The sequence below is a fragment of the Aeromonas sp. MR19 genome, from assembly GCF_963899305.1.
Classification (GTDB): domain Bacteria; phylum Pseudomonadota; class Gammaproteobacteria; order Enterobacterales; family Aeromonadaceae; genus Aeromonas; species Aeromonas bestiarum.
In genome coordinates this window covers 60,826-85,506 of sequence record NZ_CAWQWZ010000005.1, presented here as the reverse complement: position 1 = coordinate 85,506, position 24,681 = coordinate 60,826, and the positions used below count along the sequence as shown (strand labels likewise).

At 62.2% G+C, this 24,681-nt stretch carries 27 protein-coding genes; 14 read left to right on the top strand and 13 right to left on the bottom strand.

What is annotated here, in order from left to right:
- Nucleotides 1–18: 18 nt before the first annotated feature.
- Nucleotides 19–1,812 carry a protein-disulfide reductase DsbD gene (locus AACQ95_RS03195; protein ID WP_241280549.1) on the bottom strand — a complete coding sequence of 598 codons (1,794 nt, stop codon included), beginning with the start codon at nucleotides 1,810–1,812 and terminating at the stop codon, nucleotides 19–21.
- Nucleotides 1,809–2,126 carry a divalent-cation tolerance protein CutA gene (gene cutA / locus AACQ95_RS03190; RefSeq protein ID WP_241280548.1) on the bottom strand — a complete coding sequence of 106 codons (318 nt, stop codon included), beginning with the start codon at nucleotides 2,124–2,126 and terminating at the stop codon, nucleotides 1,809–1,811. Before cutA ends, AACQ95_RS03195 begins: the two co-directional genes overlap by 4 nt.
- Before the next feature lie 193 nt (nucleotides 2,127–2,319).
- Here cutA and AACQ95_RS03185 point away from each other — a divergent pair, with 193 nt between their 5' ends.
- Entirely contained in the window at nucleotides 2,320–2,661 is a 342-nt protein-coding gene (locus AACQ95_RS03185) for a hypothetical protein (protein ID WP_042872738.1), read from the top strand.
- Nucleotides 2,662–2,756: 95 nt separating this feature from the next.
- Here the strand turns inward: AACQ95_RS03185 and AACQ95_RS03180 are convergent, their stop codons facing one another.
- Entirely contained in the window at nucleotides 2,757–3,194 is a 438-nt protein-coding gene (locus AACQ95_RS03180; RefSeq protein ID WP_241280547.1) for a PACE efflux transporter, read from the bottom strand.
- A 138-nt stretch (nucleotides 3,195–3,332) separates the two neighbouring features.
- On the opposite strand from AACQ95_RS03180, the gene AACQ95_RS03175 reads away from it, so the two are divergent.
- The gene (locus tag AACQ95_RS03175; RefSeq protein ID WP_098980707.1) at nucleotides 3,333–4,220 is read left to right on the top strand and encodes a LysR family transcriptional regulator; all 888 of its coding nucleotides are present in this window, start codon (nucleotides 3,333–3,335) and stop codon (nucleotides 4,218–4,220) included.
- 21 nt (nucleotides 4,221–4,241) lie between these two features.
- On the opposite strand, the gene ygfZ is transcribed toward AACQ95_RS03175, so the two are convergent.
- Nucleotides 4,242–5,153: a tRNA-modifying protein YgfZ gene (ygfZ, locus tag AACQ95_RS03170; RefSeq protein WP_241280546.1), complete on the bottom strand. Its 912-nt coding sequence runs from the start codon at nucleotides 5,151–5,153 to the stop codon at nucleotides 4,242–4,244.
- A gap of 113 nt (nucleotides 5,154–5,266) precedes the next feature.
- On the opposite strand from ygfZ, the gene sdhE reads away from it, so the two are divergent.
- Both sdhE and AACQ95_RS03160 read left to right on the top strand, forming a co-directional pair.
- The gene (gene sdhE / locus AACQ95_RS03165; protein WP_042033786.1) at nucleotides 5,267–5,536 is read left to right on the top strand and encodes an FAD assembly factor SdhE; all 270 of its coding nucleotides are present in this window, start codon (nucleotides 5,267–5,269) and stop codon (nucleotides 5,534–5,536) included.
- Between the two features lie 18 nt (nucleotides 5,537–5,554).
- Complete coding sequence (locus tag AACQ95_RS03160; protein WP_172955194.1) at nucleotides 5,555–5,932, top strand: protein YgfX; 378 nt, start codon at nucleotides 5,555–5,557, stop codon at nucleotides 5,930–5,932.
- Nucleotides 5,933–6,206: 274 nt separating this feature from the next.
- Here the strand turns inward: AACQ95_RS03160 and nadB are convergent, their stop codons facing one another.
- Nucleotides 6,207–7,814 (bottom strand): L-aspartate oxidase, encoded by a 1,608-nt coding sequence (gene nadB, locus AACQ95_RS03155; RefSeq protein WP_043142188.1) that lies wholly within the window; start codon nucleotides 7,812–7,814, stop codon nucleotides 6,207–6,209.
- Between the two features lie 182 nt (nucleotides 7,815–7,996).
- On the opposite strand from nadB, the gene rpoE reads away from it, so the two are divergent.
- From rpoE to pdxJ, 10 genes are all read left to right on the top strand, one after another.
- Entirely contained in the window at nucleotides 7,997–8,578 is a 582-nt protein-coding gene (gene rpoE, locus AACQ95_RS03150; RefSeq protein ID WP_042033782.1) for an RNA polymerase sigma factor RpoE, read from the top strand.
- A 22-nt stretch (nucleotides 8,579–8,600) separates the two neighbouring features.
- A complete protein-coding gene (locus AACQ95_RS03145) occupies nucleotides 8,601–9,194 on the top strand; it encodes an RseA family anti-sigma factor (RefSeq protein ID WP_043142185.1) in 594 nt (197 codons plus the stop codon).
- A gap of 21 nt (nucleotides 9,195–9,215) precedes the next feature.
- The gene (locus AACQ95_RS03140) at nucleotides 9,216–10,196 is read left to right on the top strand and encodes a MucB/RseB C-terminal domain-containing protein (RefSeq protein WP_241280545.1); all 981 of its coding nucleotides are present in this window, start codon (nucleotides 9,216–9,218) and stop codon (nucleotides 10,194–10,196) included.
- A 93-nt stretch (nucleotides 10,197–10,289) separates the two neighbouring features.
- On the top strand, nucleotides 10,290–10,751 hold the full coding sequence (locus AACQ95_RS03135) for a SoxR reducing system RseC family protein (protein ID WP_241280573.1): 462 nt from the start codon (nucleotides 10,290–10,292) through the stop codon (nucleotides 10,749–10,751).
- A gap of 118 nt (nucleotides 10,752–10,869) precedes the next feature.
- Nucleotides 10,870–12,663, top strand: coding sequence for a translation elongation factor 4 (gene lepA, locus AACQ95_RS03130; protein ID WP_043142180.1), 1,794 nt, complete (start codon nucleotides 10,870–10,872; stop codon nucleotides 12,661–12,663).
- Between the two features lie 3 nt (nucleotides 12,664–12,666).
- Nucleotides 12,667–13,590 carry a signal peptidase I gene (gene lepB, locus AACQ95_RS03125; protein ID WP_043142178.1) on the top strand — a complete coding sequence of 308 codons (924 nt, stop codon included), beginning with the start codon at nucleotides 12,667–12,669 and terminating at the stop codon, nucleotides 13,588–13,590.
- Nucleotides 13,591–14,262 carry a ribonuclease III gene (gene rnc / locus AACQ95_RS03120; protein WP_043142176.1) on the top strand — a complete coding sequence of 224 codons (672 nt, stop codon included), beginning with the start codon at nucleotides 13,591–13,593 and terminating at the stop codon, nucleotides 14,260–14,262.
- A 58-nt stretch (nucleotides 14,263–14,320) separates the two neighbouring features.
- On the top strand, nucleotides 14,321–15,226 hold the full coding sequence (gene era / locus AACQ95_RS03115) for a GTPase Era (RefSeq protein WP_043142174.1): 906 nt from the start codon (nucleotides 14,321–14,323) through the stop codon (nucleotides 15,224–15,226).
- Nucleotides 15,227–15,934: a DNA repair protein RecO gene (recO, locus tag AACQ95_RS03110; protein WP_125608707.1), complete on the top strand. Its 708-nt coding sequence runs from the start codon at nucleotides 15,227–15,229 to the stop codon at nucleotides 15,932–15,934.
- Between the two features lie 73 nt (nucleotides 15,935–16,007).
- Complete coding sequence (pdxJ, locus tag AACQ95_RS03105) at nucleotides 16,008–16,745, top strand: pyridoxine 5'-phosphate synthase (protein WP_241280544.1); 738 nt, start codon at nucleotides 16,008–16,010, stop codon at nucleotides 16,743–16,745.
- 85 nt (nucleotides 16,746–16,830) lie between these two features.
- Here the strand turns inward: pdxJ and AACQ95_RS03100 are convergent, their stop codons facing one another.
- From AACQ95_RS03100 to AACQ95_RS03065, 8 genes are all read right to left on the bottom strand, one after another.
- On the bottom strand, nucleotides 16,831–18,720 hold the full coding sequence (locus AACQ95_RS03100; protein WP_241280543.1) for an enterotoxin: 1,890 nt from the start codon (nucleotides 18,718–18,720) through the stop codon (nucleotides 16,831–16,833).
- Between the two features lie 124 nt (nucleotides 18,721–18,844).
- Nucleotides 18,845–19,699 (bottom strand): tagatose bisphosphate family class II aldolase, encoded by an 855-nt coding sequence (locus AACQ95_RS03095; protein WP_241280542.1) that lies wholly within the window; start codon nucleotides 19,697–19,699, stop codon nucleotides 18,845–18,847.
- On the bottom strand, nucleotides 19,690–20,889 hold the full coding sequence (gene nagA, locus AACQ95_RS03090) for an N-acetylglucosamine-6-phosphate deacetylase (RefSeq protein WP_241280541.1): 1,200 nt from the start codon (nucleotides 20,887–20,889) through the stop codon (nucleotides 19,690–19,692). Before nagA ends, AACQ95_RS03095 begins: the two co-directional genes overlap by 10 nt.
- Complete coding sequence (gene agaF / locus AACQ95_RS03085; protein ID WP_241280540.1) at nucleotides 20,890–21,324, bottom strand: PTS galactosamine/N-acetylgalactosamine transporter subunit IIA; 435 nt, start codon at nucleotides 21,322–21,324, stop codon at nucleotides 20,890–20,892.
- Between the two features lie 48 nt (nucleotides 21,325–21,372).
- Complete coding sequence (gene agaE / locus AACQ95_RS03080; protein ID WP_241280539.1) at nucleotides 21,373–22,251, bottom strand: PTS N-acetylgalactosamine transporter subunit IID; 879 nt, start codon at nucleotides 22,249–22,251, stop codon at nucleotides 21,373–21,375.
- Entirely contained in the window at nucleotides 22,241–23,017 is a 777-nt protein-coding gene (gene agaW / locus AACQ95_RS03075) for a PTS N-acetylgalactosamine transporter subunit IIC (RefSeq protein WP_241280538.1), read from the bottom strand. The genes agaE and agaW overlap by 11 nt, the downstream gene beginning before the upstream one ends.
- Nucleotides 23,018–23,032: 15 nt before the next feature.
- Nucleotides 23,033–23,506, bottom strand: coding sequence for a PTS N-acetylgalactosamine transporter subunit IIB (gene agaV / locus AACQ95_RS03070; protein WP_042872688.1), 474 nt, complete (start codon nucleotides 23,504–23,506; stop codon nucleotides 23,033–23,035).
- Nucleotides 23,506–24,675 (bottom strand): SIS domain-containing protein, encoded by a 1,170-nt coding sequence (locus AACQ95_RS03065; RefSeq protein ID WP_241280537.1) that lies wholly within the window; start codon nucleotides 24,673–24,675, stop codon nucleotides 23,506–23,508. Before AACQ95_RS03065 ends, agaV begins: the two co-directional genes overlap by 1 nt.
- Nucleotides 24,676–24,681 lie beyond the last annotated feature (6 nt).

Below are 24,681 nucleotides of genomic sequence, written 5' to 3'. Positions count from 1 at the left end.
AGACCGGGCCTGCCGTCTTCAGCGCAACTTGTCGAGCTGACCCAAAAACTCGGCGGGCCCCATGAAGCCTGTCACCCGCTGGCCGCTCACCTCGTTGCCGGCGCGGTCGAAGAAGATCAGGGTCGGCAGCCCCAGCACGTTGAGGCCGTTGAGCAGCTCCACATCGGCATCGTCGTTGGCGGTGACGTCCGCCTGCAGTAGCACCATCTGGCCGAAGCGCTCGCGCACGGCGGGATCGCTGAAGGTCTTGTGCTCGAACTCCTTGCAGGCCACGCACCAGTCGGCATAGAGATCCAGCAGCACCGGCTTGCCGCGGGCGGCGGCCAGCTGGGTCTTGAGATCATCCAGCGTCTTGATGCGGATAAACTGCGGCGACTCGCGCTGAGTGTTCGCGGTGGCATCTTGGCTTGGCAGCAGCAGATCCTTGCCCACCACAACGGCGCTGATCATCGCCAGCAGCAGCACGAAGCCGCGCAGGCTGCGAGCCACCGAGTGGCTCTGATGCTGGTTGTGATGGTAGAGGTAGCCGCACAGCACCAATCCCCAACCCAGCCAGGCCAGGGTGGCCATCTGATCGCTCCACAGCCGTGACAGCAGCAGTATGGGCACCGCCAGCAGCGCAAAACCAAAGAGTTGCTTGATCACATCCATCCAGGCGCCGGCCCTGGGCAGCAGCTTGCCGCCCGAGGTGCCGAGCAGCAGCAGCGGCAGCCCCATACCCAGCGACAGGGCATAGAGGGCCGCGCCGCCGAGCCAGAGGTCGCCGCTCTGGGCCACGTAGATCAGCGCGCCGGAGAGCGGAGCCGTGGTGCAGGGGGAGCAGACCAGGCCGGAGATCATCCCCATGATGCCGACTCCGAGCACAGAGCCGCCCTGCTGGCGGTTGGAGAGGCCGGACAGCCGGGTTTGCAGGCTGCTCGGCAGTTGCAGGGTGTAGAGCCCGAACATGGAGAGCGCCAGCAGCACGAACATGATGGAGAGCCCGATCAGCACATAGGGGTGCTGCAACGCCGCCTGGAATTTCAGGCCCGCCGACGCCACCACCAGCCCGAGCAGGGTATAGGTCACTGCCATCCCCTGCACGTAGACGAAGGAGAGCAGGAAGGCGCGGCGGGTGGAGAGGCTATGACCCGCCCCGGCTATGATGCCGGTCAGTATGGGGTACATGGGGAAGACGCAGGGGGTGAAGGCAAGCCCCAGCCCCAGCGCGAAGAAGGCGGCTATGCTGAGCCAGAATCCCTGGCTGCCGAGGGCGGCGGCCAGCTGATCCTGCTGGCTACTGGCCGGGGCACCGGCGGCTTCCTCCATGCTGGCCTGCACGACATCGCTGGTGCTGGTCACCATGGGCTGCACCGCAATCTGTTTGTCGGTGGGCGGGTAGCAGAGGCCGTCGGTACAGCCCTGATAGCTGACGGTGAGGCTGGCCTGCTGGCCCGCCTCGGTCAGGGTGACGGGGATCTGCACCTCCCGGTAGTAGACCCGGGTCTTGCCGAAGAAGTCATCCTGATGCTCGTCACCTGCGGGCAAGACGGGTTCGCTGAAGGCGAGGTTCTCGCCCTTGAAACGGAAGCTGTGGCGGTAGAGGTAGTAGTCATCGGCGATGCGCAGGGTCAGCAGCAACTGCTTGCCCTGCTGTTCACTCTCGAGCACGAAGGCGTCGTCGACTTTCAGAAACTTGGGCTGGGCGTTGGCCTCGATGCCGAGAGCGCTCAGCAGACTGTCACTGCCGGCCTGAACCGGCGTCGCACTCAGGGTGGACAGCAGCAGAGCGGAGAGCACAAGCAGGGGGGAGAGCAGGCGAGACAGCGTCATGAGGTTTCCTCTGTTAACCAGTCGAGATAGGGCTGATGGCCCTGGCTTGTCGGGAGTGCCAGGATCTCCGGCACCTCATAGGGGTGATGGCTGAGGATGCATTGGCGCAAGAGTTCGAACAGGGAGGCCCGCGACTTGATGATGAGCTGGATCTCCCGCGCCCGCTCGATCTTCCCCTGCCAGCGATAGACGGAGGTGAGACCGGGCACTTGATTGATGCAGGCCGCCAGCCGCTGGTTCAGCAGTTGTTCGCTGATGAGGTCGGCACTGGCCTCATCCGGGCAGGTGCAGAGCACCAGAATGGCATCTGTCATGGTGAAATTTCTCGTCCGTGCGGGGCGGCCAGGCGCCCGTAAACCAGTGGCTACTATACCTAGCGACGGGGCAAATAGCATCTGGCGGCCTTTATCGGCGCGACATGAAAATAAGTGGGGGGCATGAGATAGACGCTGTCAAAGGGACAGGGCAGAATGAGCGGGCTTGTTCCCATTCGACGTAAGGAAATGTATGACCCAACAGAATGAGCAGCAGAGAAACCGCATGTTGAGCCTGTTGCGCGAAGGTGAGCGCCGTATGTTGGTACAACTGGCCGGTCTGCTGCGTACCAGTGCCGATGAAATCAATGCCGAACTGGAAAAAGAGGAGCTGCTGGCTGCCCTGGAGCAACCCGTCACGGTGGAGTATCTCAACGGCGTGGTGCAACACCATCTGTTCGAGCGTCTGCACAAGGGTGACATGGTGGCGGCCCAGCGCCTGCTGAACCAGTACCAGAGCGACCTTGAGGCCATGCTGACCCAGGAGTCGGCCGAGGCGGATGCCCCGACCGAAGAGCTGAAGGCGCAAGCCTGAAGGCTGCGGCAGGCCCGACTGGCTTGCCCTCCTCCAGCACCATCATGCCAGTCGCATGATGGTGCCTCCTTGTTCCTGCTCTGTTTTCCTGTCGTTTAACCCAGAGCGTTCTGCTGCACCTGAGCCGGTATCGGGAACACCTTGTCATAGCTCCAGTTGTAGATGAAGGCGTAGACCAGGTAGAACAGCACGAAGCCCAGATCCAGCACCAGTGCCTCCAGCATGCTGATCTCGAGCCACCAGGCCATGACCGGCAGGGCGACAAACAGCAGGCCGCCTTCAAAGCCCATGGCATGCCATACCCGCTGCCACATCGTCTTGTGGGTGTGGCCCTGATACTTGAGCAGCAGTTTGTCCACGCCGATGTTGTAGACGTAGTTCCAGACGGTGGCGAGCACCGAGAAGAACAACGCCAGCGGCCCCATATGGTTGAGTCCTACGCCAGTGATCCAGCTTGCCAGGGGGGCGGCGATCAGCAGGCCAATCAGTTCGAAGCCAATGGCGTGGCGCAGGCGGTCACGGGTATTACGCATGGTCTGTCTCTCTCTATCTATCTGTGTCTGAGTGTTTATGGCGGCTAATTTACCGCGAATCTCTGATAGGTTCACGTTGGTATCTATCGCTAAAATAGATAGATTGGCGTGCTGCCAGGTCATGACAGGAGCAATCGAATGAACCCTTCACTGGAACAACTCAAGGCGCTGCTGGCGGCGGCAGAGACCGGCTCCTTCTCGGCGGCGGCCCGCAAGCTGGGCAAGGCGCAGTCGGTGGTCAGCACCGCCATCGCCAACCTGGAGATAGATCTCGGGCTGGAGCTGTTTGATCGCTCGGCCCGCTATCCCGTGCTGACGGAGGCGGGCACCCGCATCCACCAGGAAGCCTGCATCTTGCTGGCCCAAAGCGAGCGATTGCAGGCGATCGCCGGGGAGCTGGCCGCAGGCATAGAGTCGCGGCTCACCCTGGCCATCGACGACGACTCCCACCTGCCCTGGCTCGGCTCTTTGCTGGAGGAGTTTGCCACTCGTTACCCGGGGGTCGAACTGGAGCTGCTGTTTCCCCTGATGGAGGATGTGACCGAACTGCTCAAGAGCGGTCGGGCCCAGCTTGGCATCAGCTACCAGAAGGAGCTGCCGGAGCGGGAGATAGCCTCTCGTTCGCTGGGCTCCGTCGGCATGCCGCTGGTAGTCTCCCCCGATCATCCGCTGGCCCACAGGACGCCGCTGCGAGAGAGCGATCTGCAAGGGGCCCGCCAGCTGATGGTGACGGGGCGGCGGGAGGGCACGGAGCGCCACCGCTTCCGCCTCTCGCCCCAGGTGTGGTGGATCGAGGGGGATCTCGGCATTCTGGAGCTGGTCAAATTGGGACTGGGGTGGGCGGCGATCCCCGATTTTCTGCTGCATCGGCCGCTGGCGCGGGGGGAGGTGGTGGTGCTCAAGCCGGATTTCATCGCCAAGGCCGCGCTGGAGCTGGAGCTGGAATTGCAGTGGCATCGCGCCCGCCCGCTCGGGCAGGCGGGGCGCTGGCTCAAGGAGGCACTGCTGGCGCGGGTGCCTCGCTAGTGCCTCTTGTTGCCGTTCGGGTCAGTCGTTCAGAGGGTAGGGCAGGGCTTGCAGAGCGAGGCTGGAGGCCTCCTCCTGCTTGAAACGAAAACGGGCATCGGCCTCTGTATCCTTGGGCAGCACGGCCGTGATCCACACCTGACCAGCCTGTTGCCAGGCGTTGAGCACCATGCCGCTGCGCCGCCAGTTGTTACCGAGCTGGATCTCCAGGGCATCGCCACAGGCGACGGGCTCGCTGGCGGTGCCGGCCAGCACGAACAGGGCGCGATTGTTGGCACCGCGATACTTGGCGCGGGCGACTGTCTCCTGCCCCATGTAGCAGCCCTTGGTGAAGCTGATGCCATCCAGTGCCTGCAGGTTCAACATCTGGGGTATGTACTCCCCCTGATGCACGGCTTCCAGATGAGGGATGCCGGCCTTGATATCCAGCCCCCACCAGAGTGATTCGCTGCCGGCAGGCAGGTCCAGCTCCAGCGGTTGCTCGCTCACCAGCAGCCAGCGATCCGCTTCGACCCGTACCGCCATGCCCCCCTCGATGAGCCCGCTCTCGGTCAGGCCGAAGCGGGTGGCGATCCAGCCATCCGACCCCTGACCGGCCACGCCGACTGCCTGACCATGGTTCTCGCCTATCTCGACCTTGGCAAATACCGCAAACTTCTTGAGCTCGGGCAACTGACGCGTCAGCACTGAGGGCTTGGTCAGCAACAGCAGGCGATCGTTCAGGCAGAGCAGACGGAAGTCGCTCCACAGCTTGCCCTTGGCATCGCAGTGGCCGCCCAGCGTGCTTTGACCCGGCTGCAGGGCAGTGACGTCACAGGTGACCTGGCCTTGCAGATACTTGACGCGATCCGCACCGGTCAGGCTGGTGATGGCCAGGTCGGTCAGGGAGAAAAGGGTTGGCTCGGCAGGAAAAACAGGCGTTTGCAGGCTCACGATGGTATTCCAGAGACAGAAAGTATGTGACCTGCATGGTAAAGACGTAAGGAATGTTTGTCAGCCGGAAAATCCAGCTGTTACCATCCCCGGGTCTTTGTAAGGAGAGTTCCATGTTGAGCCCAATTGAAAAATCCCGCCTGAAGTGGGCCTGCCGTCGTGGCATGCTCGAGCTGGATGTGATCTTTATGCCGTTCTTTGAACACGAGTTCGACAGCCTGAGCGATGAGCAGCAGCAGACCTTCATCCGTTTGCTGGAGAGCGATGACCCTGACCTGTTCAAGTGGTGCATGGGCCACGGCGTTCCGGCTGACCCCGCTTTTGCCGCCATGATCCCGCTGATCCTGGAGCGCAATCAGGCGCGCCACGACAGCCTGAGCTGATCCCGGATGCGGGTGGTTATGCCCGTCATTCCCTCCCGGCAGCAGCGCGTCCTGCTGCTGATCCTGTTTCTGCTGTTGTGGTGGCCGGTTGCCAGTCTGATCCATGGCTGGCAGTGGGCTCTGTGGTTGCCCTGCTGGCTGATAGGGGGCTGGCTGGCCTGGCGCAGCACCCGTCACAGTGCCGGTTCGCTGGCGTGGGATGGGCAATGGCTGGAATGGCAGGGCCATCGCTACCAGCTAGGCGCGCGCAGCCGCATCCTGCCAGGGGCACTCTGGTTGCAACTGGTGACAGGGGATGGGCTCTATGCTCGTCTCTGGCTCTTCTCCGATGCGCTCGCGCCGGAACACTACAGGGCACTGGCCCGTGCCATCCGGCTCGCTCCGCCCGCCCGTTAATCGTGTCGCCTGTTTCTCCCCTTCTCCCTCATAACAAATGACCCCGCCGGTGCGAGGTCATCTGGGTGACGGCTAGCGGGCCATTACTCCCGCTCCGGGGTCAGCACCGTCGGCTTGGAGTCCGGCTGCATGTCCGGGTAGTCCGGGATATGGGGTGCAGGATCACTCCCGCTCCGGGGTCAGTACCGTCGGCTTGGAGTCCGGCTGCATGTCCGAGTAGTCCGGGATATGGGGTGCAGGTTGCGAATCTCCCTTGGCTCATCACTGGTGCAGATCACTCCCGCTCCGGGGTCAGCACCGTCGGCTTGGAGTCCGGCTGCATGTCCGGATAATCCAGGTTGTAGTGCAGACCGCGGGACTCCTTGCGCTGCAGTGCGCAGTTGACGATGAGCTCGGCCACCTGCAGCAGGTTGCGCAGCTCCAGCAGGTTGTTGGAGACGCGGAAGTGGGCGTAGTACTCCTGCACCTCCTGCTTGAGCAGATCGATGCGGCGCTTGGCGCGGGCCAGGCGTTTGTTGGTACGCACTATCCCCACATAGTCCCACATCATTAGCCGCAGCTCGTGCCAGTTGTGCTGGATAACGACCTGTTCGTCCGAGTCGTCCACCTTGCTCTCATCCCAGGCGGGCAGATGGGGCGGTTCCACGCTCATGGGCAGCTTGGCCATGATGTCGGCTCCCGCCTGATGGGCATAGACCACGCACTCGAGCAGGGAGTTGGAGGCCATGCGGTTGGCGCCGTGCAGCCCCGTATAGGTTACTTCACCTATGGCGTAGAGACCGGGTATGTCGGTCTGGCCGTTGTTGTCGATCATCACGCCGCCACAGGTGTAGTGGGCCGCCGGGACTATGGGCATCGGCTCCTTGGTGATGTCGATGCCGACTGCAAGGCAGCGCTCGTGGATGGTCGGGAAGTGTTTGATGATGAAGTCGGCCGGCTTGTGGCTGATGTCCAGATACATGCAGTCGGCACCGAGGCGTTTCATCTCGTGGTCGATGGCGCGGGCGACTATGTCCCGCGGGGCCAGCTCGGCCCGCTCGTCGAACTCCAGCATGAAGCGGCTGCCGTCGGGACGGCGCAGATAGGCCCCTTCCCCGCGCAGGGCTTCGGTCAGCAGGAAGTTGGGGTCATCGGGGTGGAACAGGCTGGTGGGGTGGAACTGGTTGAACTCCAGGTTCGCCACCCGGCAGCCGGCGCGCCATGCCATGGCGATGCCGTCGCCTGAACTCACGTCCGGGTTGGAGGTGTACTGATACACCTTGGAGGCGCCGCCGGTGGCCAGCGCCACGAAGCGGGCGCGGATCACCTCGACCTGCTCGGCGTTGCGGTTCCAGACGTAGGCGCCCAGCACCTTGTTGCCCGGCAGATTCAGCTTGCGGGTGGTGATGAGGTCGACCGCGTTGAAGCGCTCCATCAGCTGTATGTTGGGGTGGGAGCGCACCTGATCGATCAGGGTGAGCTGCACCGCCTTGCCGGTGGCATCGGCCGCGTGGAAGATACGGCGGTGGCTGTGGCCCCCTTCGCGGGTCAGGTGATAGTGGGACTCGCCCTCGGCGTCCTCCTCCTGATCGAAGGGAACCCCCTGCTGGATCAGCCACTGGATGGATTCGCGGGCGTTGCGGGCGGTGAACTCCACCACGGCCGGGTCACACAACCCGGCCCCGGCGTTGAGCGTGTCGCTCACGTGGGATTCGATGCTGTCGGTTTCGTCGAAAACGGCAGCGATGCCTCCTTGCGCATAGAGAGTGGCCCCCTCACTGATGGGCCCCTTGCTCAGAACCAGGACTTTGGCCTGGTCTGCCAACCGCAACGCGAGGGACAGACCAGCGGCACCGCTGCCAATGATCAGTACATCGCAAAGGTATTCAACACTTGCTTTCATAAGTATCATTGGCCTGGATTAAGAACTGGCACCATGGTAGCCCAAGCGAGGGCGGTGATGCAGCCTGCGTCACATTTTTTTCAATGCAACCGAACTTTCCCTGATTCCTCCTGTCTGAACTTGTGCGCTTAGGAAGGGCCGGAAAAGAAAAACGATAACCTGATGGGGGTTTTACGGCTCTGATGAGCGACCAGAATCTACTGGACGAACAGCTGGTTGAACGGGTCCAGCGTGGCGATAAAAATGCATTCAACCTGTTGGTAAAAAAATACCAGCATAAAGTGGTCAACCTGGTTGCCAGGTATGTCAACAATCCGGGCGATGTGCCGGATGTGGCGCAGGAGGCATTTATCAAAGCCTACCGGGCGTTGCCGACATTCCGTGGCGAGAGCGCGTTTTACACCTGGTTGTACCGAATCGCCGTGAATACGGCCAAAAATTATCTGACCTCTCAGGGGCGCAGGCCGCCCAGCAGTGATGTAGAGGCGGACGAGGCAGAATACTATGGTGGTGGCGAAGCCTTGCAAGAGGTCGCAACACCGGAAAACCTGGCGCTGACCGACGAGATCAAGCGCACCGTGTTTTCCGCCATAGAAGCTTTGCCTGAAGACTTGAGGACAGCCATCACCCTTCGTGAACTGGAAGGGCTGAGCTATGAAGAGATTGCCGAAATCATGGATTGCCCTGTGGGTACGGTGAGATCCCGTATTTTCCGGGCGAGGGAAGCAATCGATAAAAAGCTGAAACCTCTGATCGAGAATTAACTGGGGAAAGACAGGTTAACTTATGGCAACTAAAGAGCAACTCTCGGCCCTGATGGATGGTGACTTGAGCGATGTTGAGGTTCTGAGCGAGCTGGGAATGGATCCGGCGTTGCAAGATACCTGGTCTCGTTACCACCTGATCGGTGATGCCATGCGGGGGGACCTGCCGGTCAATCTGCAGCTGGATCTCAGTGACAGCATAATGGCTGCGCTGGAAGACGAGCCCACCATACTGGCGCCCAAGCCGGTGGAGAGCAAGCCAGCTGCACCGCAGGTTCATACCGGCGCCAAGGTGGTTCCGCTGTTTCGTCGGGTCGGTCAACAGGTGGGGCAATACGCCATCGCCGCGTCGGTCGCCGCCGCCGTCATCTTCGGGGTGCAGCAGTATCAGGGCCATGACGGTATACCGACCAACCCTGTGCTCAACACCATTCCTGTCGGTGGCAGTGCCTCGCCGGTGAGCGTGCACTACCCACAGGATGGCAACCGGGCGACCGCCCGCCAGCAAGGGTTGAGTGAGCAACAGATGCAGGAGCAGCGTGAGCGCATCAATGCCTTCCTGCGTGACCATCAGTTGCAACAGCGTCTGCTGCAAGACAAGCAGATTCAGGAATAACGCATTTTTAGGGATCAGATCGTGCGCCAGTCCAGCCGTATTTTGCTGGCCTCTCTCCTGCTGATTTGTGCCAAGGCCTCGGCCGACGATAAGTCGGCCGAGGCCTTGTTGCAGCAGATGCAGAGTGCCGTCTCGCAACAGAATTTCGAATTATCCATGGTCAAGGCCCGTCAGGGGCGCCTCGAACCCATGCGTTTCAGTCATGGGGTGATCGATGGCAAGGAGGTGGCCCACCTGAGCTACCTGGACGGCAAGACCATAGAGTACCTGCAGCGCCAGGACGAGTTCACCTTCTTCGAAAATACCCACGAACCCTACACCCTCAAGGGCGCCCGTTTCCCCGGTGTCTGGGCCACTCTGGTGAAGATGCCGCTGCCTCGTGTGCTGGAAAGCTATGATCCCGTGCTGGCCGGTCGCAGCCGGGTAGCCGGTCTGGTGGCGCAGGTGGTCAGGCTGGTGCCCAAAGAGGCGGACAAGTATGGCTTCGTGCTCTGGGTCGATGAGCAGAGCCAGCTGTTGCTGCGGGTGGACATGGTGGATCGGGAAGGCAACCTGGTCGAGCAGGTGCTGGGCGTGGATCTGGACAGGCAGAGCGCCCCCGCGCCCTGGCTGGTGAAATTGGCCGGCAGCAAGCTGCCCCAGGCACTGGCGCTGGAGGATGCCTACCCGGCGCCGCAGCAGACGCTGAACTGGCATCTCACCTGGTTGCCGGATGGTTTCAAGGTATTGTCTCAGGACAGGCACCAGCTGGTGACCACCAGCCTGCCGGTGGATTACATGATGCTCTCCGATGGTCTGGTGGATCTCTCCGTCTATGTGGCCAGGGTCGATCCCAAGCAGGCGGTGCGCCAGCAGTTGATCCGCCAGGGGGCGACCTCGCTGGTGAGCTACGTCAACGACGTGGGCGTCGAGATTACAGTGGTGGGCGAAGTGCCGGCCGAAACGGCGAAACGCATCGCCGAGTCGGTGCAGCCTCTGGCCCGCAATGAGACTGTACAGTAGTCGTATTTGCACTCCCGCTTGCTCAAGCGGGGCAGTCATGTTCAGATTGGGTCAATCTGTCCCTCGTTATTGTGGAAACGTCTTGTGAGTGAAATGAGCGAAGAGCTGGCGACCGTGGTGGCCATTGATGGACAACATGCCTGGGTGGAGTGCGAACGGCGCTCCGCCTGCAGCGGTTGTCATCAACAGTCCAACTGCGGTACCGGCACGGTTGCCAAGGCGTTTCCGATAAAGCAGCAACGGCTGCGGGTTGCCCTTACCGCTGAGGTGAGCGTCGGTCAGCAGATCCGGCTCGGCATTCCCCAGGCGAGCATACTGCGGGGCGCCGCCCTGGTTTATGTGTTGCCACTGTTTTGTCTGCTGGCGGGCGCCCTGCTTGGTCAGCTCTGGTTGGCACCCTTGTTGGCGGGCGGGGAGGGGATCACCATCCTCAGCTGCCTGCTGGGTGGCCTAGTCGGATTTTCACTGGTTCGTTACTTTTCCACTCGACTCGATCAGGGGGCATATGGCCCTCGCATGCTGGGTGTGGTACTCCATACCCGCAACCTCTCCTGACCGTGCAGGCCTGTATTTCTGGTGCTCCGTCGACTAAAGATTGGCCGTCGACCGGGTTATCCAGTAAAATCCTGCCTCCATATCCGGCCCTAACCTAATTTTGAGTGATTCTTGCTCGATGAAACACATTCGTAACTTTTCGATTATTGCGCACATCGACCACGGTAAATCGACCCTGTCGGACCGTCTGATCCAGACTTGCGGCGGCCTGTCCTCCCGCGAGATGCAGGCTCAGGTGCTTGACTCCATGGACCTGGAGCGCGAGCGCGGCATTACCATCAAAGCACAGAGTGTGACCCTGAACTACCAGGCACAAGACGGTAACACCTACCAGCTGAACTTTATCGACACCCCGGGCCACGTAGATTTCTCCTACGAAGTTTCCCGCTCATTGGCGGCCTGTGAAGGGGCGCTGCTGGTGGTAGATGCCGGCCAGGGGGTTGAGGCACAGACTCTGGCCAACTGCTACACCGCCATGGAAATGGAGCTGGAAGTGGTGCCGGTGCTGAACAAGATTGACCTGCCGGCCGCAGAACCCGAGCGGGTTGCCGAGGAGATCGAAGACATAGTCGGCATCGACGCCATCGATGCGGTGCGCTGCTCCGCCAAGACCGGCTTGGGTGTCGATCTCGTGCTGGAAGAGATAGTGGCTCGCATCCCGGCGCCGGTCGGTGATCCCGATGCACCGCTGCAGGCGCTGATCATCGACTCCTGGTTCGACTCCTATCTGGGCGTCGTCTCTCTGGTGCGGATCAAAAACGGTTCGCTCAAGAAGAACGACAAGATCAAGGTGATGAGCACCGGTCAGGTGTGGGGTGTCGATCGTATCGGTATCTTCACGCCCAAGCAGGTGGATACTCAGGGCCTGGGTTGTGGCGAGGTAGGTTGGGTCGTCTGCGGCATCAAGGACATCCACGGCGCCCCTGTGGGCGATACCCTGACGCAAGCCAAGAACGGCGCCGAAAAAGCGCTGGCGGGTTTCAAGAAGGTGAAGCCGCAGGTGTATGCGGGTCTGTTCCCCATCTCCAGCGATGACTACGAGTCGTTCCGTGATGCCCTCGACAAACTGTCCCTGAACGATGCCTCCCTGTTCTTCGAACCTGAGAGCTCCACCGCGCTGGGCTTCGGCTTCCGTTGTGGCTTCCTCGGCATGCTGCACATGGAGATCATCCAGGAGCGTCTGGAGCGGGAATACGATCTGGATCTCATCACCACGGCGCCGACCGTGGTCTATGAAATCGAGCTGAACAATGGCGACACCATCCATATCGACAGCCCGTCCGCCATGCCTCCGGTCAACAACATCAAGGAGATGCGTGAGCCTATCGCCGAGTGCAACATTCTGTTGCCGCAGGAGTATATGGGCAACGTCATCACCCTCTGCATCGAGAAGCGTGGCGTGCAGACCAACATGGTCTATCACGGCAACCAGGTCGCACTGACCTATGAAATCCCGATGGCGGAAGTGGTGCTCGACTTCTTCGATCGCCTCAAATCCACCAGCCGTGGTTACGCCTCGCTGGATTATGGCTTCAAGCGCTTCGAAACCTCCGAGATGGTGCGTCTGGACATCATGATCAACGGTGAGCGCGTCGATGCGCTGGCCATCATCACCCACAAGGAGAACGCCCAGTATCGCGGTCGCCAGGTGGTGGAGAAGATGCGTGAGCTGATCCCGCGCCAGATGTTTGATATCGCCATTCAGGCTTCTATCGGCAACCAGATCATTGCCCGCAGCACAGTCAAGGCGCTGCGCAAGGACGTGACCGCCAAGTGCTACGGTGGTGACGTGAGCCGTAAGAAGAAGCTGCTGAACAAGCAGAAAGAAGGCAAGAAGCGGATGAAGTCCCTGGGCCGTGTCGACGTGCCGCAGGAGGCGTTCCTCGCAATTCTCCATGTAGGAAAGGATTAATCGATGGCAAGCACGTTTTCCCTGATCCTGGTGGTGGTCTGCGCGATCACCGGTGTTATCTGGTGTCTGGACAAGATGATCTGGTCCAAGCAGCGGGCCGCCAAGATTGCCGTGGCCCGTGCCCATGGCGGCGCCCATCTGGATGAGAAAACCCTGGCCAAGGTTGCCCCCATGCCGGTCTGGATCGAACAGACCGCTGGTGTCTTCCCGGTCATCACGCTCGTGCTGATCTTGCGTTCGTTCATCTTTGAACCGTTCCAGATCCCGTCTGGCTCCATGATGCCCACCCTGCTGGTGGGCGATTTCATCCTGGTGCAGAAGTTTGCCTATGGCCTCAAGGATCCGGTGACCAACACCAAGTTCCTCGAGACTGGCGAACCCAAACGCGGCGATGTGGTGGTGTTCAAGTATCCGCTGGATACCCGGGTGGACTACATCAAGCGGGTGGTCGGCATGCCGGGTGACAGAGTCATCTATCGCAACAAGGAGCTGATGATCCGGCCCAAGTGCGAGGAGCAGGAAGGGAAAACGTGCCCGGGCTTCCAGAAGCTCGACGTCAAGTTTGAACAAAGGGGTGAATTTACCCAGATGGGGATCCCGCTTGACCGCTATACCGAGCAGCTGGGTGAGGTGTCTCACGAGACTCTTCGCAACCCGCTGATGCCCGATATGGTCGGCCGTTATTATCGCCAGCCCGGCACTTACCCAGACGAGTGGGTGGTGCCGGAAGGTCAGTACTTCGTGATGGGTGATAACCGTGACAACAGTACCGACAGCCGTTTCTGGGGCTTTGTGCCCGAACAGAACCTGGTCGGCAAGGCGGTCGCCATCTGGATAAGTTTTGAATTCGAGCGCGAAGAAGGCTCCCTGCTGCCAAGTTGGGTACCGACAGGTGTGCGCTTCAACCGCATTGGCGGAATCAAGTAAATGAATATCAAAATGAACAGACTGCAGTCCCGTCTCGGGCATGTCTTTCGCGATCAGGAATTGTTGACCCGGGCGCTGACTCACCGTAGCGCTGGTTCCCGTCACAATGAGCGACTGGAATTTTTGGGAGACTCCATTTTGAGTCTGGTGATTGCCGATGCTCTGTTCCACCGCTTCCCGCAAGCGGCGGAAGGGGATCTCAGCCGGATGCGCGCCACCCTGGTGCGCGAGAAGACCCTGGCCGAACTGGGCCGGGAGTTTGACCTCGGGGATCACCTGATCCTCGGGCCCGGCGAACTCAAGAGCGGCGGTTTCCGCCGCGAATCCATTCTGGCCGATACGGTCGAGGCGGTGATCGGCGCCGTCTATCTGGATACTGATCTTGAGGCGGTGCGGGTGCTGCTGCTGAGCTGGTATGCCAGCCGTCTGGACGAAATCAAACCAGGCATAGAGCAGAAGGATCCCAAGACCCGCCTGCAAGAAATTTTGCAGGGAAGCCGCAAATCCCTGCCGACCTACACAGTGACCAACGTCAAGGGCGAGGCCCACAACCAGGAATTCACAGTCCAGTGCGACGTGGAAGGCCTGGATGGTCCGCTGGTCGGGGTCGGTACCAGTCGTCGCAAGGCCGAACAGGCGGCGGCGCAGCAAGCATTGGAAAGACTGTCATGACTGCTATTGATGCAAGAGGCCGCGGTCTTTCAACACAACAGGCATTGGAAAAACTGTCATGACAGATACAGATACCACCTATTGCGGCTTTGTCGCCATCGTGGGCCGCCCCAACGTGGGCAAGTCCACCCTGCTCAACAAGCTGCTCGGCCAGAAGGTCAGCATCACCTCGAAGAAACCCCAGACCACCCGTCACCGGATTTTGGGGATCGACACCGAGGAGAACCATCAGACCATCTATGTGGATACCCCGGGCCTGCACATCGAAGAGAAGCGGGCCATCAACCGTCTGATGAACCGCGCCGCCACCAGTTCGCTGGGGGATGTGGCCATGGTGGTGTTCGTGGTCGACGGCACTCACTGGACCAAGGATGACGAGATGGTGCTCGGCAAGTTGCGCCATCTGCCCTGTCCCGTGGTGCTGGCGGTCAACAAGATCGACAACGTCAAGGACAAGGAAGACCTGCTGCCCCACCTGGAGTGGCTGGGCCAGCAGATGAAGTTCTCCCATATCCTGCCCATCAGCGCCGAGAAGGGCACCAACGTGGAGAAGATCCGCGAGTGGTCCAAGGATCTGCTGCCGGAGAACAACTTCTTCTTCCCGGAAGATTACGTGACCGACCGCTCTTCCCGCTTCATGGCCTCCGAGATCATCCGCGAGAAGCTGATGCGTTTCACCGGTGAGGAGCTGCCTTACTCCGTGACCGTGGAGATCGAGCGCTTCAAGGTGGAAGAGAGCGGCATCTATCACATCAACGCCCTGATCCTGGTGGAGCGCGATGGCCAGAAGAAGATGGTCATCGGCAACAAGGGTGAGAAGATCAAGACCATAGGCACAGAAGCACGCATCGACATGGAACGCCTGTTCCAGAACAAGGTGTTCCTTGAGCTGTGGGTCAAGGTCAAGGCGGGCTGGGCCGACGATGAGCGCGCCCTGCGCAGTCTCGGCTATGGCGATGACTGATTGCTGAGTCCAGCCTTCGTCATCCACAGTCGGCCCTATCGGGAGACCAGTCAGCTGGTCGAGGTGTTTACCCAGGATAGTGGCCGATTTACCCTGGTGGCTCGCGGTTCTCGCGGGCCACGCTCCCCTCTGAAGGGGCTGCTTCAACCTTTTTCCCTGCTCACCATCAGCTGGCGCGGCAAGGGGGACCTCAAGAATCTCGCCCAGGTCGAATGTCCGGATCACTCCTTGCGACTCGGGGGCGATCGCCTCTTCTACGGCCTCTACCTCAACGAGCTGGTCTACTACCTGCTGGAAGCCCATACCCCCTTTCCCGAGGTGTTCGACGCCTATGCCCGTGCCCTGATGGCGCTGGCGGATGGCGAGACGCCCGAGCTGCCGCTGCGCCGCTTCGAGTTCCTGCTGTTGCAGGCGCTTGGCTATGCGGTGGACTTCGAGTACGCCGCCGATGACGAGTCCGCGATCCAGCCCGAGCAGCTCTACGGCTTCGAGCGCGAATTGGGCTTTGTCGCTTGCGAGCGGGCGCCGGATCCCCGTACCCTGTTCCTCGGTGCCCACCTGCTGGCCTTCGCCGAGGGGCGATTCGATACGCCTCCCTTGCTGCAGGCGGCCAAGCGTTTCAGCCGGCTGGCGCTGCAGCCCTATCTGGGAAAGCGCCAGTTGAAGAGCCGGGAGCTGTTTTTGAAGCGCAAAGCCAGCACACAGTGACATATGGATATCCGCGCTGGCGCCAAGGCGGCAGCCGCACAGTTAACAGATGAAGTGTTTCAAGGAGTCATCAATGAGCGAAATCTATCTGGGTGTGAACATCGATCATATCGCCACCCTGCGCAATGCCCGTGGCACCCAGTATCCGGATCCGGTGCAGGCTGCCTTCGTGGCCGAGCAGGCCGGTGCCGATGGCATTACCATCCACCTGCGGGAAGACCGTCGCCACATCACGGATCGCGATGTCGAGGTGCTGCGCCAGACCATACAGACCAGAATGAATCTGGAGATGGCGGTGACCGAGGAGATGATCGGCATCGCCCAGCGCATCCAGCCCCAGTTCGTCTGCCTGGTGCCGGAGAAGCGCACCGAGGTGACCACAGAGGGCGGCCTGGACGTGGCCGGTCAGCTCGACAAGATCACCGATGCAGTGACCCGCCTCGCCGCCGTCGGCGCCCAGGTGTCGCTGTTCATCGATGCCGATCCGCTGCAGATCGACGCGGCTGCCGCGAGTGGCGCCCCCTTCATCGAGATCCACACCGGCCGTTACGCCGATGCCACCACGGATGCCGAGCGCAACGCCGAGTTCAAGCGCATCGCCGCCGGTGCCTCCTATGCCGCCGGCAAGGGGCTCAAGGTCAATGCCGGCCACGGTCTGCACTATCACAACGTCAAGGCCATCGCCGCCATCCCCGAGCTCTATGAGCTCAACATTGGCCACGCCATCATAGGCCGCGCCGCCTTCGACGGCCTGACCAAGGCGGTCAGCGACATGCGCCTGCTGATGCAGGAAGCCCGTCAGGGGATCTGACCGACCTGGGTTGATGAGAGATGAAAAAGGGACGCTGCGGCGTCCCTTTTGTATGGCATCAGCCACCGGCTGATTGGATCCATGCTTATTTGATGGGCGTCAGCTCCAGGGTGATGAGCTCCAGTGGCGCCAGCTTGATGACCATCCCATCGCTGATTGACGTCGGCACGGTTTTGTTGTCGCCATATAGTGGCTTGATATTAAAGCCTTTCGCCTCTGTGGTGGGCACTTCAAGCTGGCGAGTCGGTTCCAGGAAGAACTGTTGAGGCTGGCTCGAAGGGTTGCGCAGGGTAATGAAAGACTTTGCTGGGCTCCACGCCGCCCAGCCATAGACGGCCAGCAGGGTGGGGTCGCCGCCAATCCAGTGGCTGTCAAACAGCACGGCCTGGTTCTGCTGCGACCAGAGCGCGGCCTTGGCCAGCAGATCCCAGTTCTCGCCGCTCAGCAGCTCCGGGGTGATATAGAGCTCCTGCAGCTGGGTGCCGGTGGCAAAGTAGCTCCAGGCCTGATCGGCAAAATCTTGTGGCGACTGCTGATCCAGATGTTTGGCCTGCTTGGCATAGACAAGCCCGTGCAGCATCAGGGAGTTGAGCGGAAACAGCGGGCCTTGCTTGACGATGGAGCGGTAGGTCTCCGCATCCCGGTAGGTGATCCACTGCTGGACCCTGGAGCCGGAGCCATAGAAGTTGATGTCATCGCCACCGCGCCAGATGGAGTCGGCGAAGAAGAGCCAGGAGGGGGAGGCCGTGGTGCCCGTAGTCAGGTTGATGAAGACCTCCTTGTTGGCGGTGCGGGCATCCGAGATCAGGTGGATGGCGGCATCGAAGTCGCTGGTGAACTGGCTGCCCTTGATCTGCTTGTTGGCGTTGCCTGTGCCGTCGAACTTGAAGTGGGTGACGCCTTGATCCTGAATGAGCGACATCACCTTCTGATGGAAATTTTTGTAGTAGACGGGGCCCGAGAGGGCGAACTTGCCATCGCTCAGCTCGTAGCCGAATTCGGCGGCATGGGAGACCCGTTCATCCCTCGGCTTGTTGTAGCCACCCCAGGGAGAGAACCAGATGCCGAGCTGGGCGTGATACTGCTCGGCCGCGGTTTTGAGCTTGCGAAAGCCGTCCGGGAAGTCCTTGCTGAAGCCCCAGTTGCCCTTGCGATCGTCCCAGCCATCGTCGAACAGGAAGCCGCTCATGGTCACGCCGCGCCGGGTGACCAGTGCCTCGCCAAACTGCTTGATGCGGGTCAGAGCGTCGGCTTCGGTGTAGGGGTTGAAGAAGCCGATGTCGAGCCAGGAGTTGTAGTGCAGATAGGGGGCGTAGGGTCTGTCGCGGGCGTCGTTGATGAACTCGTTGAAGTCACGTCTGAGCTGACCCTCGTCGAAGGTGCCGACATAGGTGCGATAGGTAAGCGGCTTGCCCTGCTCCAGCGGCAGCGTGAGCGGGATCAGCTGGCTGACGCCCCCCTCGTAGGCGCGGGTGTTGACCAGTGGATTCTGCGGCGTGATGAAGAAGCTGTCGCTGACAATGGGCGAGCTGTTGATGGCGCCGTAGACAAAGGGTGCCTGGGAGTGGAACGGCAGCATGGAGAAGCCGTTGATCCGCTTGCCATTCTTGAGGGTGTCGAGGGAGAAGTCGATGCTGGCGTAGCGCTTGTCTTTGGCCAGCCGGATCTCGCTCTTGATCAGGAAGTCGGCGTTGCTCAGTGCGATGTCAATGTGGTCCTGCTCTTTGGCAAACGCATCTACAGTGAAGTCGGCCGACGAGGTCAGCCTGTCATCCAGCCCCTTGATATCGAACAGGGTATTCGAGTGGATGACATCCCCGTTCGCCCTGTTGGTGAAGGTGATCTCCTGGAATTTTCCGGCATCCGTTTTGACGCTGATCTGGTACTGGTTGCCCTGCAGCGACATCACCTCGGCCCGGGCGAGGGCGGGCAGGGTCAGCAGGACCAGCAGCGTCATGGCGGTACGTGCGTTCATATTTATCTCCGTATAGATGATGAATGGCGGTGTGACTGGGGTGATGGGGCTTGGCGTCCTCCTGAGGCTGGCGGATTTGCGGGATCTGGTGCGGGCTCACCAGGCTGGCGAGCCCGCAGGCCGGTTACAGCTTGCTGTCGCTCATGCACATGCGGATCTTGGCGGCGACCACCTCCTCCATGGCGGCCATGGCGGGCACCAGATACTGGCGCGGATCGCTGGCATCCGGGTGGGTGGCGAGGAAGGCCTTCATGGCGTCGGAGAAGGCGATCTTCAGCTCGGTGGCCACGTTGACCTTGCACACCCCGAGCTCGATGCAGCGGCGCACGTCCCGGTCGGGAATGCCGGAGGCGCCGTGCAGCACCAGCGGAATGGAGACTCGGTCCCGGATGGCGGCGAGGCGATCGAAGTCGAGGCGCGGCTCCTCCTTGTAGAGACCGTGGGCCGTGCCGATGGCCACTGCGAGGGAGTCGATGCCGGTGCGCGCCACGAACTCGGCCGCCTTGTCCGGATCGGTCAGATGGGCGTTGGCGGCGTCCACTATCAGGTCATCCTCCTGTCCGCCGAGCTGGCCCAGCTCGGCCTCCACGCTCGCCCCCATGCGGTGGCAGAAGGTGACGACCCGTTGCACCTTTGCGACGTTCTCCTCGAATGGCAGGTGGGATGCGTCGATCATGGCGGAGTGGATGCCGGATTCGACCTTGAAGTGGATGTCCTGTTCATCCTCGTGGTGGTCCAGGTGCAGCACCAGCGGTATGCGGTACTGGTGGGCTGCCGAGGCGCAGATGGAGACCAGGTATTCGACCCCGGCGTGGCGATAGGTACCCGGCGTGGCGGCCAGGATGACGGGGGATCTCAGCTGGGCGGCGGTGCGGGCCACCACCTCGACGGTTTCCAGGTTGTGGATGTTGAAGGCCGGTACCGCGTAGCCGCGGCGCTGGGCATCTTTGAGCATTTCGTGGGACGAGATCAGATACATGAGGACTCCTTGGCGCCTTGAGTGGCGTCGGGTTCAGAGAAAGAGGCGGGGGTGCGGGCGGGAGTTATCTCCCTGCCGGCGACCCAGATATGTTGCTGGTAGAGGGCCGGTGTGAGGGCGAGCAGGTTGGCCCGCTTGCCGACGGCCAGCGAGCCGAGCTGGTCGTCGATGCCGAGCATGCGGGCGGGGGCCAGCGATGCCATCTGGATGGCTTCGGCAAGGGGCACGCCGGCCAGATGCACCATGTTGCGCACGGCCCCGAGCAGGGTGAGGGTGCTGCCTGCCAGGCCGCCGGTGGCGGTGCGCACCACCCCGTCCTTCATCTCCACCCGGTAGTCCCCGAGCAGGTAGTGGCCGTCCGGCATGCCGGCGGCGCGCATGGCATCCGTGATGAGCAGCAGGCGATCCCCGGCGCAGCGATGGCACAGCTTGAGTACGGTCGGATGCACATGATGGCCATCGGCGATGAGCTCCAGCCAGGCGGTGGGATGCACCAGGCCGGCCCCTACCATGCCGGGTTCCCTGTGGTGCAGTCCGCGCATGCCGTTGAAACAGTGCACCAGACCGGTTGCGCCGGCCGTCAGTGCCGCCTGTGTGGTGTCGTGGCTGGCGGCGGAGTGACCCAGCATGACCCGGATGCCGGCCGCCTTGAGGTGGCAGATGGCCGCCAGGGCGTTGGCCTTCTCGGGGGCGAGGGCGACGACCTTCAGGGTGCCGCGTGCCTGGCGCTGCAACTGCGCCAGCTCGGCCAGGTCGAGTTCCCGGAACAGGGCAGGATCGTGGGCGCCCTTGTTGTCGGGGGTGAAGTAGGGGCCCTCCAGATAGCTGCCGAGCAGCTGGGCGCCCGGCATGCCGCTCTCCATGGCATCGGCGACCCGGCTCAGGGCGCGCGCTATGGCGGGTAGCGGTGCCGTGACAGTGGTGGCGAGGAAGGCACCGACCCCTTCCGCCGCCTTGGCGAGGGAAAGCTGGGCCAGCACGCCGGTCTCCTCGTCCATCACGTCGACGCCGGCCCCGCCGTGCACGTGGCCATCGATGAGGGCGGGCACCAGCAACTCGACCTCCCGCACCGGGTCGTCGGCCGGGATGGGGGCGATGGCGGTGATGATGCCGTCCTCATGGGAAAGCATTTGATGTTCCAGCCAACCCTGCTCGGTCAGCAGGCGACGGGCCCGGATCCGTGTTGCCATCTAGATACCCTCCTCGACCCGCGACTCGGCCCGCTCGCGCGCCAGCTCGTCCACCAGGCTGGTGAGGCCGCGATGGCCGCAGCACAGGGCCTGCTCGCGAAACTGGGACGGGGTCAGCTCGCCGCGATCCATCGTCATCTCCAGCAGCAGCTGCAGATTGGTGCCGGTCACGACTTCCCGGTCTGGCTGGCGCAGTGCCAGGGTGGAGGCGACCCGAAACGGGGTGCCGCCCAGCAGATCGGTCAGAAAGACCACGCCGTCGCCACTGTCGACCCGGGCCAGCGCCGCCTCGCACTGGCCCTGCAGCAGGGCCGTGGTGGAGGACTCCGGAAAGTCGATGGCGACCACCGCCTCCTGCTCGCCGAGGATCTGGTTCATGGCCTGCTCCATGCCGCTGGCGAAGCCGCCATGACCGCAAATGATGATGCCCAACATAAGGTGTTCCTTTACAGCAAAGGGGGCCGGCCTGTCGCCGGCACCGGATTAGAGGAAGCCTGCAAACTTGCCGACGATACCGAGCACGACCGTGATGACGATGAGGCGCAGCGGACTCCAGCCGCGGCGGATCAGCGCATACATGGCCAGGGTGTAGAGCAGCGGCAGGAAGGCCGGCATCAGCTTGTCGAGCACGTCCGCCTGCAGCTTCACCACGGCATCACCGGCGGTGATCTCCAGGGTGGTGCCGAGCCGCACATAGGTAGCGACCAGGGCGCCGATCACCGTCATGCCGACGATGGAGGCGGCATGCCCCACCTTGCGGGTGTTGGCCTTGATGAGCGGAATGGCGGCGACCCCCATGCGGTAGGCGTAGTGCGCCAGTCCGAAGCGCAGGCCGAAGTGCACCACATTGAACAGCAGGAAGAAGAACACTGCGCCCATGATGGAGCCCTGCAGCGCCAGATCGGCGCCGATCCCGCCGCAGATGGGCAGCAGGGTGAGCCAGAACATGGCATCCCCGATCCCGCCGAGCGGCGCACCGACCGCGATCTTGGTGCTCTGTATGCTGTTGACGTTCTGCTTGGAGCGCTCCATCGCCAGCACTATGCCCATCACGAAAGTGACCAGGAAAGGGTGGGTGTTGAAGAAGCCCATGTGCCCCTTCATGGCCCGGGAGAGATCCTTGGGGTTGGTGTGGATCTTCTGCAGCGCCGGCAGCAGGCCGTAGAGCCAGCCGGAGGCCTGCATCCGCTCGTAGTTGAAGGAGGCCTGCAACAGCAGGGAGCGCCAGGCGAAGCGATTGATGTCCTGGCGGGTCAGCTCGGCCCCCAGTTGCTGATCTTCGTAGACGTCGTCGGAGACGGTGCGGGTCGGTTGCGGCTCGGCCGCCGGGGCGATCTGCCGGGCTGTGTTGTTAGATACCATCTTCAGTTTCCTCCTGGGTGGGGCGGGCTTGCGGCGCCGGGTCCTTGCGCATGAAGTCGATCAGGGCCATGGCCAGAGCGGCCGCGGCTATGGCCAGCACCGGCAGCTTGAGCCAGGCGGCGGCGACGAAGCCGAGGATGAAGTAGGGGATGTAGACGTTCTTCATCATGATCTTGAGCAGCACGGCGAAGCCGATGGCGGGCATGATGCCGCCGGCGACCCCGAGGCCGTCGATGAGGCGGGCGGGCAGCACGTCGATGGCGGTCTTGGCGTGTTCGGCCCCGAAGTAGGTGGGCAGGAAGGCGCACAGGAAGTAGAAGGTGCCGAGTGCCAGCAGGGCCAGGTAGTTGACCCGCTCTATGCCGCGGGTATCGCCAGCTTCCGCCATCCGGTCACAGCGGGACATGACCCCCGACATCACCGAGAAGAGGAAGGTGATCCCCATCTGGACCGCCACCGCGAACGGCACCGCAACCCCGACCGCCACATCCGGCTTGACCCCGGTGGTGATGGCGAAGGTGGCGCCGACTATGGTGCCTATGATGACGTTGGGTGGTTGTGCCCCCGCCAGCGGGGCCAGCCCCATCCAGACCAGCTCCAGGGTGCCGCCCACCAGTATGCCGGTGGGCAGGTCGCCGAGGATCAGGCCCACCAGCGGACCCAGTACCACGGGCCTGTGGAAGTGAGTCAGGCCGTTGAACAGGTCAAGTCCGGCGAAGAACGCCAGCATGCCCAGCAAGAGCCCTTGCAATAAACTGATTTCCATCACAATTGTCCTTAATCAGATGAGGTTGAAAATGTCCTGTGCCGGTTCGGTCGGCACGCCCTGGACAAAGCACTCGACGTGGGCGTCCTGCAGGGCGCGAAACGCCGCTATGTCCGTCTCATCCACGGATACCGTCTTGTGGATCTGACGCTTGCCGTCGGCGTAGTGCATGTTGCCGACGTTGATGCGGGGGATGGGCACGCCCCCCGCGACCAGGGTGCGAAAATCCGTCGGGTTCTTGCACACCAGCAATATTTTCTGGCGATCGGCGGCCTTGCCTATGTTGTCGATCACCTTCTGCAGCGGCCAGAAGCGCACCGCTATCCCCTCCGCCAGCACCATCTCCATCAGGTTCTGCTGTATGGGGTCTTCCGCCACCTCGTCATTGGCCACCAGCACCAGGTTGGCGCCGGCAAACCCGACCCATTGCACCCCGACCTGACCGTGGATCAGGCGCTCGTCGATACGGCTCAGCACTATGTTGGGCATCAGACACCTCCTTGCTGGTTGAACGGATAGATGTTGACGCCCTGCACGACCCGGTTGACCCGGCCGCTCGGGCAGGGATTGTCCGGGGTGATGCCCAGCGCCAGCGCCGTGTGGAAGGCGTAGTACTGGGCGTAGAGCAGGTAGCAGAACGCCAGTTCGGCATCGTCGCCGTTGAGGGGGGTGGGCAGGTAGATATGCTCGCCTTCCTCGATGGCGGGATGGTGCCGATCGGCCAGGGCGACGACCCGGGCGGCGTGGCCCTCCTGGCGCAGCTCGCCGAGCAGGTCCAGATCGTACTGGCGGGTGTAGGGATCGTTGGAGATCATCAGCACTATCAGGGTCTGGCGGTTGATGGCCGACTTGGGCCCGTGGCGAAAACCTGTGGGGGAGTCGTACATGGCCATCAGCTGACCCGAGGTGAGTTCAAGCAGCTTGAGCGCGGCCTCCTGGGCCACCCCCTGCAGGCTGCCGCTGCCGAGGTAGATGACCCGCTCCGGCAACGGTTGATTCCACTCGGGCACGCTCAGTTCGGCCTGGGGCAGAATGGCTTCCCCCAGGGCGATGAGCGGCTGGCTGGCGGCGGGATTGAACTGGCGCGGCAGGAACACAGCCAGGCAACTCAGCATCATGCTGGTCAGGCTGCTGGTCATGGCGAAGCTGCGGTCGTGGGTCTGGGGCGGCATCAGCAGCGCCAGGGAGCGGGCATCCTTCTGGCAGCGACGATAGAGTTCCCCCTCGCCGTTGCAGGTGAGCACCAGGTGGTGGCACTCGCTCAGCAGCTGGCTGGCCAGCTCGACCGCGGCCACGCTCTCCGGGCTGTTGCCGGAGCGGGCGAAGGAGATGAGCAGGGTCGGGCAATCCTGCGCCAGGTATTCGCCAGGGTCTGTGACTATGTCGGTGGTGGCGATCGCCTCGAAGCGGCCATTGAGCCTGGCGCAGAGGTAGGGTGCCAGGGCCCGGCCGGCAAAGGCGGAGGTGCCGGCGCCGGTCAGGATCACCCGCAGGTTGCCCCGGGACAGCAGGGGCAGCAGGAAGCGTTCTATGGTGGCGCGGCACTCCTCCACCATGGTGAGAGTCTCCCGCCAGGCGGCGGGTTGCTGGCAGATTTCGCGGGCGGTGGCCAGGCCGTTGGCCCTGCGCAGTGTCTCTTCTGGATAACCGAGGATCATCTCTAC

What these genes read in the sequence shown, in the direction of transcription:
- AACQ95_RS03195 (WP_241280549.1), bottom strand. Translation starts at nt 1,812, where the DNA reads ATGACGCTGTCTCGCCTGCTCTCCCCCCTGCTTGTGCTCTCCGCTCTG.
- AACQ95_RS03185 (WP_042872738.1), top strand. Translation starts at nt 2,320, where the DNA reads ATGACCCAACAGAATGAGCAGCAGAGAAACCGCATGTTGAGCCTGTTG.
- nadB (WP_043142188.1), bottom strand. Translation starts at nt 7,814, where the DNA reads ATGAAAGCAAGTGTTGAATACCTTTGCGATGTACTGATCATTGGCAGC.
- AACQ95_RS03145 (WP_043142185.1), top strand. Translation starts at nt 8,601, where the DNA reads ATGGCAACTAAAGAGCAACTCTCGGCCCTGATGGATGGTGACTTGAGC.
- nagA (WP_241280541.1), bottom strand. Translation starts at nt 20,889, where the DNA reads ATGGCAACACGGATCCGGGCCCGTCGCCTGCTGACCGAGCAGGGTTGG.
- pdxJ (WP_241280544.1), top strand. Translation starts at nt 16,008, where the DNA reads ATGAGCGAAATCTATCTGGGTGTGAACATCGATCATATCGCCACCCTG.
- agaV (WP_042872688.1), bottom strand. Translation starts at nt 23,506, where the DNA reads ATGCCCAACATAGTGCTGAGCCGTATCGACGAGCGCCTGATCCACGGT.
- AACQ95_RS03180 (WP_241280547.1), bottom strand. Translation starts at nt 3,194, where the DNA reads ATGCGTAATACCCGTGACCGCCTGCGCCACGCCATTGGCTTCGAACTG.
- AACQ95_RS03100 (WP_241280543.1), bottom strand. Translation starts at nt 18,720, where the DNA reads ATGAACGCACGTACCGCCATGACGCTGCTGGTCCTGCTGACCCTGCCC.
- agaF (WP_241280540.1), bottom strand. Translation starts at nt 21,324, where the DNA reads ATGTTGGGCATCATCATTTGCGGTCATGGCGGCTTCGCCAGCGGCATG.
- AACQ95_RS03175 (WP_098980707.1), top strand. Translation starts at nt 3,333, where the DNA reads ATGAACCCTTCACTGGAACAACTCAAGGCGCTGCTGGCGGCGGCAGAG.
- AACQ95_RS03160 (WP_172955194.1), top strand. Translation starts at nt 5,555, where the DNA reads ATGCCCGTCATTCCCTCCCGGCAGCAGCGCGTCCTGCTGCTGATCCTG.
- era (WP_043142174.1), top strand. Translation starts at nt 14,321, where the DNA reads ATGACAGATACAGATACCACCTATTGCGGCTTTGTCGCCATCGTGGGC.
- AACQ95_RS03135 (WP_241280573.1), top strand. Translation starts at nt 10,290, where the DNA reads ATGAGCGAAGAGCTGGCGACCGTGGTGGCCATTGATGGACAACATGCC.
- AACQ95_RS03095 (WP_241280542.1), bottom strand. Translation starts at nt 19,699, where the DNA reads ATGTATCTGATCTCGTCCCACGAAATGCTCAAAGATGCCCAGCGCCGC.
- agaE (WP_241280539.1), bottom strand. Translation starts at nt 22,251, where the DNA reads ATGGTATCTAACAACACAGCCCGGCAGATCGCCCCGGCGGCCGAGCCG.
- cutA (WP_241280548.1), bottom strand. Translation starts at nt 2,126, where the DNA reads ATGACAGATGCCATTCTGGTGCTCTGCACCTGCCCGGATGAGGCCAGT.
- lepA (WP_043142180.1), top strand. Translation starts at nt 10,870, where the DNA reads ATGAAACACATTCGTAACTTTTCGATTATTGCGCACATCGACCACGGT.
- lepB (WP_043142178.1), top strand. Translation starts at nt 12,667, where the DNA reads ATGGCAAGCACGTTTTCCCTGATCCTGGTGGTGGTCTGCGCGATCACC.
- sdhE (WP_042033786.1), top strand. Translation starts at nt 5,267, where the DNA reads ATGTTGAGCCCAATTGAAAAATCCCGCCTGAAGTGGGCCTGCCGTCGT.
- rpoE (WP_042033782.1), top strand. Translation starts at nt 7,997, where the DNA reads ATGAGCGACCAGAATCTACTGGACGAACAGCTGGTTGAACGGGTCCAG.
- AACQ95_RS03065 (WP_241280537.1), bottom strand. Translation starts at nt 24,675, where the DNA reads ATGATCCTCGGTTATCCAGAAGAGACACTGCGCAGGGCCAACGGCCTG.
- rnc (WP_043142176.1), top strand. Translation starts at nt 13,591, where the DNA reads ATGAATATCAAAATGAACAGACTGCAGTCCCGTCTCGGGCATGTCTTT.
- agaW (WP_241280538.1), bottom strand. Translation starts at nt 23,017, where the DNA reads ATGGAAATCAGTTTATTGCAAGGGCTCTTGCTGGGCATGCTGGCGTTC.